The 11,187-nt window shown below is 71.1% G+C and carries 12 protein-coding genes and 1 pseudogene; 6 read left to right on the forward strand and 7 right to left on the reverse strand.

All coding sequences use genetic code 11. The annotated features are described in order from the left end of the window. The 6 genes and pseudogenes from ALMP_RS19875 to ALMP_RS19900 all read right to left on the reverse strand — a co-directional run. The coding region (locus ALMP_RS19875) for an Rv3654c family TadE-like protein (protein ID WP_375803507.1) at positions 1–448 on the reverse strand (448 nt) is incomplete at its 3' end. Positions 449–705: 257 nt separating this feature from the next. Then, positions 706–1,092, reverse strand: coding sequence for a TadE family type IV pilus minor pilin (locus tag ALMP_RS19880; protein ID WP_264930150.1), 387 nt, complete (start codon positions 1,090–1,092; stop codon positions 706–708). After that, positions 1,079–1,288 (reverse strand): DUF4244 domain-containing protein, encoded by a 210-nt coding sequence (locus ALMP_RS19885; RefSeq protein WP_264930151.1) that lies wholly within the window; start codon positions 1,286–1,288, stop codon positions 1,079–1,081. The genes ALMP_RS19880 and ALMP_RS19885 overlap by 14 nt, the downstream gene beginning before the upstream one ends. A 113-nt stretch (positions 1,289–1,401) precedes the next feature. Further along, positions 1,402–2,187 carry a type II secretion system F family protein gene (locus tag ALMP_RS19890; protein WP_264930152.1) on the reverse strand — a complete coding sequence of 262 codons (786 nt, stop codon included), beginning with the start codon at positions 2,185–2,187 and terminating at the stop codon, positions 1,402–1,404. After that, positions 2,184–3,053 (reverse strand): type II secretion system F family protein, encoded by an 870-nt coding sequence (locus ALMP_RS19895; RefSeq protein ID WP_264930153.1) that lies wholly within the window; start codon positions 3,051–3,053, stop codon positions 2,184–2,186. Before ALMP_RS19895 ends, ALMP_RS19890 begins: the two co-directional genes overlap by 4 nt. Then, positions 3,037–3,654 (reverse strand): annotated as a pseudogene (locus ALMP_RS19900) (CpaF family protein); the annotation flags it as partial. The pseudogene ALMP_RS19900 and the gene ALMP_RS19895, both read right to left, overlap by 17 nt. 42 nt (positions 3,655–3,696) lie before the next feature. Between ALMP_RS19900 and ALMP_RS19905 the strand changes: the two are divergent. Beyond that, positions 3,697–5,190: a recombinase family protein gene (locus ALMP_RS19905; protein WP_264930154.1), complete on the forward strand. Its 1,494-nt coding sequence runs from the start codon at positions 3,697–3,699 to the stop codon at positions 5,188–5,190. A gap of 1 nt (position 5,191) precedes the next feature. Here ALMP_RS19905 and ALMP_RS19910 read toward each other — a convergent pair whose 3' ends face one another. After that, the gene (locus tag ALMP_RS19910; RefSeq protein ID WP_264930155.1) at positions 5,192–6,103 is read right to left on the reverse strand and encodes a hypothetical protein; all 912 of its coding nucleotides are present in this window, start codon (positions 6,101–6,103) and stop codon (positions 5,192–5,194) included. Between the two features lie 114 nt (positions 6,104–6,217). Between ALMP_RS19910 and ALMP_RS19915 the strand changes: the two genes are divergently transcribed. The 5 genes from ALMP_RS19915 (at position 6,218) to ALMP_RS19935 (ending at position 10,798) form a co-directional block, all read left to right on the forward strand. Next, entirely contained in the window at positions 6,218–6,472 is a 255-nt protein-coding gene (locus tag ALMP_RS19915) for a helix-turn-helix transcriptional regulator (protein WP_264930156.1), read from the forward strand. A 150-nt stretch (positions 6,473–6,622) separates the two neighbouring features. Then, the gene (locus ALMP_RS19920) at positions 6,623–7,522 is read left to right on the forward strand and encodes a hypothetical protein (protein ID WP_264930157.1); all 900 of its coding nucleotides are present in this window, start codon (positions 6,623–6,625) and stop codon (positions 7,520–7,522) included. After that, positions 7,519–7,743: a hypothetical protein gene (locus tag ALMP_RS19925; RefSeq protein WP_264930158.1), complete on the forward strand. Its 225-nt coding sequence runs from the start codon at positions 7,519–7,521 to the stop codon at positions 7,741–7,743. The genes ALMP_RS19920 and ALMP_RS19925 overlap by 4 nt, the downstream gene beginning before the upstream one ends. Further along, complete coding sequence (locus tag ALMP_RS19930) at positions 7,740–8,138, forward strand: hypothetical protein (RefSeq protein WP_264930159.1); 399 nt, start codon at positions 7,740–7,742, stop codon at positions 8,136–8,138. Before ALMP_RS19925 ends, ALMP_RS19930 begins: the two co-directional genes overlap by 4 nt. Then, a complete protein-coding gene (locus ALMP_RS19935; protein WP_264930160.1) occupies positions 8,135–10,798 on the forward strand; it encodes a bifunctional DNA primase/polymerase in 2,664 nt (887 codons plus the stop codon). Before ALMP_RS19930 ends, ALMP_RS19935 begins: the two co-directional genes overlap by 4 nt. Positions 10,799–11,187 lie beyond the last annotated feature (389 nt).

Here is an 11,187-nt window from a genome sequence, read left to right on the forward strand (position 1 = left end):
CCGGCCCCGGTCTGGGCAGCGCCCTTCCCGATACCGGCGGCACTGGCTCGGACCCCCTCGAGGCCTCCCCAGAAACCGGCGGCACCGCCCCCGCAGGGCCCGCCCGTGCCCTGGCCTCGGCTTTGAACGGGCCCCGGCCCGAGGCGGCCGTCACGTCCGAGATCTCGCCCACCATGGTGCACCGCACGAGCCGCGTGCCCTGGGCCCGGGCCACTCGGTCAGCCCGGGCACAGGCCGCCGTGGGGCCGTCCGTCCAGTGGTCGGCGGCCGCCAGTGCCGCGAGGTCGGCACCCCCGGCGGCCCGGTGCCGGGCGGCGACGGCCTGGCCCAGGGCGAGGACCACGCCGAACACCACACACAGCACGGCGAGCGCACCGAGGCTCCAGACGGTGGCCGAGCCCCGGTCGGAGCGCCCGCACCGGCCCCGGCCTGCCTCAGGGCGCCCCAGCCTCCCCGCTCCGCCAGGACAGTCGGTGCGGCGGCTGCCGGCACCCCTCACGGCCCCGTCCCCCAGCCCGCGGGCTCTCACGCCCCCATCTCCCGCCCTGCGGGCTCTCATGCCCCCGTCCCCCAGCCCGCGGGCTTTTATGCCCCCATCTCCCGCCTTGCGGGCTCTCATGCTCCCGTCCCCCGCCCCGCCGGCTCTTACGCTCTCGTCTCCCAGCCCGCGGCCGATCATGGCCCCGTCTCCCACCCCGCAGGCGCTCATGACCCGGTCTCCCACCTCGCCGGCGCGTCCTCCGTCGCCGCCACGGCCTCCTCCCGCACCTCGAACGGCAGCCCCCGCAGTAGCGGTGGCCTCGCCACGACCACCACCCGGACCTGGTCGCCCTCCCGGCTGACCGATACCCGCGCCCCGCTCGGGGCCGCCGCCCGGGCCGCCGCGACGACCGCGTCGGGCGGGTCCTGCCGTGCCGCCGCCCGGGCGCCGGTCCTGGCCGCGTCCACGCACTGGATCTGAGCGGCCATGACGAGCAGCCCCCACACCAGCGCCATCACGAACGCCACCAGTACCGGCAGCACCACGGCCGACTCCGCCGTCACGAACCCCCGGTCCGCGCCCCGCCGCCATCCGTACTCACGCCCCCGCACTGAGGGCTCGTTTCACGATGCCTTCCAGCTCCGCGGTGACCGCCCCGCTCGTCACCACCTTGTAGAGGAGCACCGCGAACGCCACCGCCGCGACGATGCCCATCGCGTACTCGGACGTCACCATGCCCGCGTCCCGCCGCGCCGCACGCAGCCTGCGCACCAGGGCACGCAGCCGTGCCCGTACCGCCTTGCTCATCTCAACCCCCGTAAGGTTCGTTCCTGCTCATTCGCGATGTGTCGATTTGTTCGGGCTGTATTGGTTTGCGCTTCAGTCTTGCTCTGTCGGTTTCGGTCCCTTTCATTCCTCGGTCAGGGGCCGTCCCCTCCCAGCGCCCCGCCCGCCAGGCCGATCACGACGGGCGCGATGCCCACGGCGATGAAGGCGGGCAGGAAACACAGCCCGACGGGTGCGGTGACCATGACGGCCGCCCGGCGTGCCCGGGTCGTCCCGGCGCGGGCCCAGTCGGCGCGGGCGTCGGCGGCGAGCCGGGCGACCGGTCCGGCGGCCGGCAACCCCGACTCGTCGGCCCGCTCCAGCAGCCGAGCCAGGGCAGCCGCGCCCGGCGCCGAGGCCAATCTCCGCCATGCGGTGGCGGGTTCCCCGCCCAGCCGCACCTCGGCCGCGCCCCGCGCCAGCCCCTCCCCGACGGGGCCGCCCAGCGCCTCACCCACCGCCTGGGCCGCGACCACCGGACCGGCTCCCGCCGCGATGCAGGCCGCCAACAGGTCCGCGGCGAGTGGGAGTTGCCGGGCCGCGGCCCGTGCGTCGGCCTCACTCACGGAACCGTCCGGCTGCCGTCGACGGCGCCACCGCCACAGCCCCACCGCGCCGACCAGCCCCAGGGCGAGACCGATGAGGTCACCGCCCACCACCCATCCGGCGCCCACCACCGTCACCTCAGGCAGCCATCGCCGCGCGGCCTCCCGCACTCCAGGACGCGCCGTCTCCGTCGTCGCCGAGACGGCCAGCAGCTCGGCCAGCCGCTGCCGCGTCCTGCGCTCCTGTCTGACGGCCTTCAGCCAGCGCCCCGCCCATCCGAGGACCAGCGCGATCCCCACCGTCACCCCCAGCCTGTGGACAACCTCCGCACTCATTTCGCCTCCGCTCCGCGCACGATCCGCGCCGCCCACCACAGGCCCACCGTCTCCAGTGCTCCGCCGACGAGCAGGCACCCCAGCCCCGGCCCGGTGTGCAGCAGGACATGCAGCGGGTCGGCGCCAAGCGCGGTCCCGAGGAGCAGGCCCAGGACCGGAAGGCCGGCGAGCATCACCGCCGTGGCACGGGCGCCCGCCAACTGCGCTCGCAGATCGGCCCGTAGGTCGCGTTCCGCGCGCAGCGCCCCTTCGAGGCGGTCGAGTCCAGCCGCGAGACCTGCGCCCTGGTCGACGGCCACCCGCCAGCACGCCGCGAGCCCCAGCAGTCCGTCGGCGCCCGGCCGCCGTGCCGCGACCGCGAGCGCACCGGGCACGTCCCCGCCGAACCTGGCCGCCGCCAGCACCGCCGCCTGCGCCGCGCCCAGTCCCCCGGAGTCGCGGGCGGCCCTCTGCAAGGCCTCGCCCGGCTGCCGCCCCGCACGTACCTCCCCGGCGAGCGCCGCGCACAGCGCGATCACCGCGTCCGCACGGCGCTCCCCCGCCCGGCGCGCCTCACGAACCCGCCGCATCCGACGCGCCAAAGGCACTCCGGCCGCCCCCGCGACGACCGGCAGCACCGAGGCACCCAGCACCGCCACGGCCAGCCCGAGGACCAGCGACCACCACTCGGGCCGCCACCGCCCGCGCATCCGCCGCAGCTCCCCCGCGAGGTCCTGCCACGACGGAGGCCCACTGCCGACCACCCCGCCTCCCGCGAGCAGCAACTGTGCCCGCCGGGCCGCCGAATACGGTCCGCCCCACAGCCAGGCCGCCGCTCCGACGCAGGCGACGGCCGCAGCCATCGGCACCTCACCCCATACGTTCATCACCGCTCCCGTCCCGTTCACCTGACTCGCTCCCGTCACCCCGCAGCAGCTCCCTCAGCCGCTCCCAGCCCCGCTCGTGGGCGAAGGCCTCCGCCTGCCATCGCAGCGCCGGAACCGTCCGCACCAGCCCGCCGGAGTCGCGCTCCAGCACATGAACCTCGGCGATCCGCCGCCGACCTGCCGGATCGCGCGCCAGATGCAGCACCACCGACAGCGCGGCCGCCAACTGACTGTGCAGCGCGGCCCGGTCGAGCCCGGCCGCCGTGCCGAGCGCCTCCAGGCGGGCCGGGACGTCCGCGGCGGCATTCGCGTGGACGGTCCCGCAACCGCCCTCGTGTCCGGTGTTGAGCGCGGCCAGCAGATGGACGACCTCCGGCCCGCGCACCTCGCCCACGACCAGCCGGTCCGGCCGCATCCGCAGGGCCTGCCGCACCAGGTCCTCGAGCGTGACGAGCCCCGCCCCCTCCTGGTTGGCCGGTCTGGTCTCCAGCCGCACGACATGCGGATGATCGGGGCGCAGCTCCGCCGAGTCCTCCGCGAGCACGATCCGCTCCCCGGGTCCGACCAGCCCCAACAAGGCACTGAGCAGGGTCGTCTTCCCGAACCTGAGACAAAGACACCACTAGGGGTGCAGACTTCGGGCATGAAGCCCACTCCAACGGGGGGCGCCCGCACGCGCGCCGTCATCTATTGCCGCATCAGCCAGGACCGCACCGGCGCAGGCCTCGGCGTCGACCGCCAGCGCGAGGACTGCGAAGCCCTCGCGCTGCGTAACGGGTGGGACGTCGTCGAGGTGTACGTCGACAACGACGTGAGCGCCTTCAGGAAGGGCAGCAAGCGCAAGGACTACGCCCGGATGCTCGCCGACCTCGACGAGGGAAAGGCGACCGTCGTCATCGCCTGGCACACCGACCGCCTCCACCGCTCGCCGACCGAGCTGGAGGGCTACATCGACGTGTGCGAGCGGCGCGGCGTCTCCACCCACACCGTGCAGGCCGGCGAGATCGACCTCGCCACGCCGTCCGGGAGGATGACCGCGCGGATCCTCGGCGCCGTCGCCCGCCAGGAATCCGAGCACAAGGGCGAGCGCGTCGCCCGTGCCCGCCGGCAGAAGGCCCTCGCCGGGGAGTGGATGGGCGGCATCCGCCCGTTCGGGTGGGGCATGCCCACCGGGGAGACGCGCACCGTCGCCGACCGGAAGACCGGCGAGGAGACCGAGGTGCCCGTCCTCGACATGCTCAAGGCCGTGCCCGAGGAGGCTGAGGCCTTGCGCTACTGGACGGACGAGATCCTCTCCGGAGGGTCGATCCGGTCGCTCGTGAAGTGGTGCGCCGACAAGGGCGTCACCACGACGCGCGGGAACCCGGTCACCCACCAGGACCTGCGGGACATGCTGCTGCGCCCCAGGAACGCCGGGATCGCCGTCTACCGGGGCGAGGAGGTCGGCCGCGGCAAGTGGGACCCGATCGTCGAGGAGACGAAGTACAGGGCCGTCGTGGCGATCCTGAAGAACCCGGATCGCAGGACGACACCCGGGGCTACGCCGAAGTGGCTGGGGTCGCTGCTGTACCGGTGCGGCCGCGGGGACTGCACCGAGTTCGTGTACGTCACCCAGTCCGGCGGGCGCCTGTATCCCAGCTACCGGTGCCAGACCGCTCACGGCGGCGGCCGGCGGGCCGAGGTCGTCGACCAGTACGTCGAGGACACGATCGTCGAGCGGCTGTCACGCGACGACGCGCACGAGTTGCTGCTGCCCGCCCCCGACGACGTGGACGTGGCCGCCCTGCAGGCGGAGGCCGAGGGGATCCGGGGGCGGATGCGGAACCTGGCGGGCATGTACGGGGCCGGCCAGATCGACGAGGTGCAGTTCACCGAGGGCACGGACACGGCGCGCGCGCAACTGGAGGGGGTCACGCAGCAGCTTGCCCGGGCGGCGCAGGTGGATCCACTGGTGGAGCTGGTGGGGGCGAAGGACCCACGGAAGGCGTGGCGGGCGATGCCCCTGGACCGGCAGCGCACCGTGCTGCGGTCGCTGGTCGAGGTGACGCTGAAGACCCCGCGCCCGGGGCGGATGCCGGACGGCGGGTACTTCGACTACGACGCCGTCGTCTTCGCATGGAAACGGGGCAGCGCGTGACTCAGTCGGAGTCCCCGGGGAGCCGGCCCAACCGGGCGAGTTCTTCCTCGGCGTCTTTGAGCATCTTCTCGTAGTCCGCCTTCTTCTGAGGGTCCTTCTCCTCGCCGATCGCATGCTGGATGCCACTCTCGTCGATCAGCCATTCGAGCTCAATGCGTCGTTCATTGAGGACACTTTGCGCTTCGTTATCGGTGAGCGGCCTCACTCCAGGGGGCGGGAGGAAGCCCTTACGACGGGCGCTGGACACCCACTTGGCCGCTGTCGAGTGGGGGGCATGGAAATGGTTTGCCACTTCTCGCGTCGGCGGCAAGCCGATCTTGTCAGCTGATAGGTAGATCTTCGCCACCTCGTGCAGGAAGTCATCAGTGATCCTGTTCCGCTTACGCTTGCCTGGCGCGGCGGCGGGCTGGTCGCGGGCGAGCGCGTATGCCTCGGCTGCTTGCGACTGAAGCTTTTCAATCCACCGCATCGCGGCACTGGGCCGATTTTCATACGCGACCACTGCGCGAGGTCCGTGAGCGGGCGCCATGTCTGCGTCTGGCCTGCCGCCCTCTTCCATAAAGGCGGCGAGGTAGCGGGTCATCAGCGCTACGGCCATGGGCTTCCAACGCCCGGTTGGGACGATCTTTCGGAACTTCTCGTAGGCGATTGGCAGGTCTGCCCCAGCGCTGCGGGCTTCGCTTAGCGTCAGCTCACCCTCGAAGACGTGGAAGTGAAGAAACAGCGCGAAGTCGTCGTCCCCGGGCCATCCCTCGCCCCACATGGCCTCGGTCCCAACAGCCAGGTGGAAGAACTCAGGGAGCAGGACTGTGCCCACCTGCATGAGCTCGGGCAAGTCTGGGATGTCGTCCAGGGCGTGCCACGGGTGCACTGAGTAGTGCCATCCCGGTGGGGGGTTCAGGTAGTCGTCCACGGCATCATCCTGCCCGCATCGGCAAGGCATTGGCAAGACTTAGGGAAGCCTTAGCGGTTAGCCACTTCTGTCACTCCATTGCCTGAATGGCAAGGGTATGGCTAGGGTGTGGGCATGGCACAAGCGCAAGCGCTGCGTCTCGCTGACCTGCGCTCGGCCCTGTCCACCGGGGAGGCCGAGCAGTTGCGGGTGGCAGCACAGCTTTCGATCGGTGAAGTAGCCCAGGCCTGCGGGGTGGACCAGTCCACCGTGTGGCGCTGGGAACGTGGGACGCGCAAGCCACGTGGCGAGGCCGCACTTGCCTACGCCGACCTTCTTGAGTCCCTACGCCAACGATCCTCGTCACCCGACGAGAGGGAAACGGCCTGACAGTGGCAAGGCCACGGGCCACCCACTTCGGCGCCGCCCCCGTGTACCAGACGGGGGCGCCAGCCGGAAACGACGAAGAGGCCGGGTACCAGCCGGCCTCTCCAGAAGAGCAATCCATCTCCACCGCGAAGTAAGAAACGGAACGCGCTCATGAGCAATCTTGCCATTTCCGCGCCACCCGCGTCGACCCTGCCCGAGCAGAGCGTCACCGCCAGCCTCACCGCAGAGGTGATGAACGACCTCGAGACCGGCCAGCCCACGCTGGTCGCCAGCACCCACGGGAACCAGGGTGACCTTCAGGTGGTCACCCCAGCCCACCTGCTGGCCAAGGTCGTCGAGCAGCACAAGCAGCTCGACAGAATCGCAGCCCTCGCCCGCCGGTGGGACGCCCAGCAGCGCAAGTCCCCCGGCGACGAGATGACGGACCGGGTCCTGACCGCGAGCCTCGAAAGAGTCATAGCCGCCCTCCCCTCGGCTGTTGCCGAGGCCATGCAGTCCGCCCTGCCGGAGCGATACACGCCCGAACTGGCCGCCCAGTTCGTCGAGGCCATGACCGCCGAGCTGCGCCAGGCCCAGAAACCCGAGGGCTACCCGCTCACCGCCGCCCAGCGCGGCGCCGAGTGGATGCTCCGCTGGGGCTGCACCCCCGACTGCATCAACGACCACAACACCCCGAACGCTCCGGAGTGGCACGCCGCCGTCCGGGTCGAGACCGCCATGCGCGACATCGACTCCTCGTACAGCCGTGAGGAGAACGCCCAACTGCCGTGGCTCGCCGCGCAGGTCGTCGTCACCAACGACAAGCCGCAGGCCTACGGCCGTGAGACCCGCGTCTGGATCGACTACGGGACCGCTACGGGCGAGCTGAGCCCGGCGGAGGCCCGCCAGGCGCTGGACGCGATGCGCGGGTTCGTCGCGGAGTTGGAGTCCGTCGTAGTCCACGCCGAGGAGAGCGCGGCCGACGACTTCGAGGGTGACCCGGAGATCGCTCGCCTCGACCGTGAGGCGGATGACCGCCGGATCCGCGCCATCACGGAGGCCCGCTCGTGACGGCGTTGCCCGCCGAGGCGGCGGCCGGGGGTGTGCAGCTCGTGGACACCCCCGGCCGCCCGGCCCGACCCGACCGTCCCGTCCGCTTCGCCGACCCCGCCCGCAACGCCGCCTACTGGGCGCGCATCGACCGCATCGTCGACGCCGCCCCGCCGCTGACCGACGAGCAGCGCGCGGTGATCCGCACGGCGTTCGCCGCGAGCCGCCGGGAGGCGGCGTGAAGGAGAGCACCCGCCCCGAGTGCGGCCACTGGATCGGCGCGGAGCGACGGCACTGCAAGGAAGTCGACGGCGTCCGCCACTACCTGCCCGGCCACCGCTGCCCCGCCCACACCCCGAACGCCTTGCGCGGCCTGCCCGAGACCCCGCCCGGGCCCGGCTGGCCCGTGCACCGGCTGACTCCCGGTTCAGCGCCGGCCGCCCCGTCCACCCGACAGGGCGATGCCATCGCCGACGCCCTGTTCGTCGACCTCGAAGGCATCCGCGCCCGCTACGAGTGCCTCCGCCCCGGCTGCACCCAGCCCATCGAGGGGCCCGTCTACGGCGACGACGTCAAGCCGTTCGTCGACACCATCCGCACCGACCACCCCGTCCGCTGCACCGGAGAGTCCCGTTGAACGACGCACAGACCCCCGACCTCCGGGCTTCCGCCCGCGAGCTGCACGACGCCGGTCTGTGCGTACTGCCCGTCCGGCCCGACGGCAGCAAGGCCCCAGACGTCCGCGGCTGGACCCAGTACAAGGTCGACCGTTCCACCCCCGAAGAACACGACCGATGGTTCGGTGACGGCCGGCGTACCGGCATCGGCATCGTCACCGGCGCCGTCTCGGGCAACATCGAACTCATCGAGTTCGAGGGCCTGGCCATCAAGGAAGGCCTCCTCGACGGGGTCGCCGAGCTCGCCAACAACAGCGGGCTCGGTGACCTCTGGCAGGCCGTCACCACCGGCTGGGCCGACCAGTCGCCCTCCGGCGGCGTTCACTACAAGGTCATCGTCAAGGGCAGGCCGGTCGCCGCGAACAAGAAGCTCGCCCGCCGCCTCGCACACGAAGACGAGTACACGCCGGAAGAGCGTCAGCGCGTCGCCGAGAAACCCAACATCAAGATCGTGCGGGTTCTCATCGAGACCCGAGGTGAGGGCGGCTTCGTCGTCATCGCCCCGTCGCACGGCCCCACGCACCCCAGCGGTGAGCCCTACATCCGACTCGCCGGCGGCCCCACCACCATGGCCGTCGTCGAACCGGAAGACCTCGACGCGATCTACGCCCTGTGCCAGGCCTTCGACGCGATGCCCGCCGAGGAGAAGGCGAAGACCGCCCCGCGACCGAAGCGCGAACTGCCCGCCGGCTACGTGCGGCCCGGTGACGACTTCGAGAACAGAGCCAACTGGACGGAGATCATCGGCGAGGAGTTCGACCCGATCTTCACGCGCGGCCAGACGACCTACTGGCGGCGCAAGGGCAAGCCGCGCGGGATCTCCGCCACCACCGGCCACGCCTCCGACCGAGACCGGCTGTACGTGTTCAGCACGTCCACCGTGTTCGAGACGGAGACGCCCTACGACAAGTTCGCCGCGTACACCCTGCTCACCCAGGGCGGCACCACCCTGGAGGCGTTCAAGCGCGCCGCCACCGATCTCCGCAGCAAGGGGTACGGATCCGAGCCGCCGCGTCAGCGCCTGCGGTCGGTCCCTCGGCAGACCGGTCCGTTCACCGACGGTTCGTCCGCCCTCGACCCCGACAACCTCCCGGACCCGGAAGAGCAGGACACAGCCGGCGGCCCGGACCTCCACATCGTTCCCGTCAAGCCCGAACTCGACATCACCAACGAGGCCGACGCCATCGAGGGCCTCCTCGCCATCATGAGCGAGCAGAAGCTCCCCGGCCTGTACAAGCGGTCGACCGGCCCGTGCTGGGTGTACGAGGACGACCAGGGCAACCCCCTCGTCAAGCAGCTCGGCACGGACAACCTCCGGGCGTACCTCGCCGAGCACGTCACCACCTACCAGGTCGTCCGCGACCCGCTGACCGAGGGCACCAAGGAAGTCCGCGAACTGGTCATGCCGAAGACCTGCGGCACCATCCTCGGCCGCAAGGACTGGCCGCTCCTGCCGCTCCGGGGCGTCGTCACCTCACCCGTCGTGCGACCGGACGGAACCCTCGTCCAGGCCCCCGGATACGACCGGGGCACCGGCCTCTACCTGCACCCCCGGGTGCCGCTGCGTCGCCTCCAACCGCAGGTCACCGCAGAGTCCGTACAGCGCGCCAAGGACATCGTCCTTGGGCAGATGCTGGCCGACTTCCCGTTCGTCGACGACTCCGACCGCGCCCAGTACCTCGGGGCACTGCTGTCCCCGATCATCCGCCCCTACGTGCCAGGGCCGACGCCGCTCGTCCTCATCACCAGCACCTCCCAGGCCTCCGGCAAGACCCTCCTCAAGGACGCCTTCGGCTACGTCTACGGGCTCGCCGAAACGCCCTGGCCGGAGAACGACGCCGAGCTCCGCAAGTCGATCACCGCGAAGCTGTGGGACTGCGGCGACCCCGTCATCGCCATGGACAACCTGCCCAACGGCAGCGTCATCAGGTCGGCCATCCTCTCCTCGCTCCTGACCAGCGCCAAGTGGAGCGACCGCCTTCTAGGCAGCACCACCTCCATCACCATGCCCAACGACCGGCTGTGGGTCCTCACCGGCAACAACATCCGCACCGCCGGGGACAACGCGCGCCGCACCCTCTGGGTACGCCTGGACCCGAACTGCCCAAACCCCGACCAGCGCGACAACTTCACTGTCGGAGACCTGCGGGCCTGGCTGGAGCAGAACGCGTCCACCGTCGTCGCCGCCCTCGTCACCATGGTCCGCGGCTGGCTCGCCGCCGGCGCGAACACCATCAATACCCGCATGGGCGACTACTCCCGCTGGGCGTCCGTGATGGCCGGGATCCTCGACTACCTCGGCGTTCCCGGATGGCTCGCTGACCGTGACAACCAGGCCACCTTCCTCGACGACGAAGCCCAGGAGTGGGCCGCGTTCCTGACGGAGTGGAACTCCAAGGCGGACCTGGCCGGACGGGCGGTCACGGCCAAGGAACTGCTGGGCCTGAAGGAATCGGTTCCTCGGCTCCACAACGGCGACGTGCCGTCGCCCAAGCAGCTCGGGCACTGGCTGAAGGCCAGGGAAGGTCGCTACTACGAGGATCTGAAGATCGTCCTTGTCTACGACCGGAACCTGAAGCAGAACCGCTGGCGCGTCGAGCAGTGGGGAAGCGGCCGGTGAGCGCGAGAACCCCGCATCTGCGGGAAAGTTCCCGGGAAGCCCAAGCGGCCGGTGACCTGCCCGTTTACGGGGTTACGGGGAAGTCCGGAATGGCTGGCACTCTCCCCCTATACGGACGCGCATCACGTACATCACATGCAACAAGCGTGTGCATGCGTCACCGCATAAATGGTTCTCCCCATACGTGTAGACCCTCCGAAACATTCCGGAGAACCCCGCAAACCCCGCAAACGCCCTGCTCAGAAAGCAGATGGCTTCGGCGGGACATCCCCGCAGACATCCCCGCAACATCCCCGCAGAACCCCGCAACCGAGAGCCGAGGTGACCGAGTTGTCTGATACGCCCGAGACGTTCACGCCCCGCCCGTACCAGACAGAGGCCATCAAAGC

It is taken from the genome of Streptomyces sp. A012304, from assembly GCF_026008495.1.
In the GTDB taxonomy this organism is placed as follows: Bacteria; Actinomycetota; Actinomycetes; order Streptomycetales; family Streptomycetaceae; genus Streptomyces.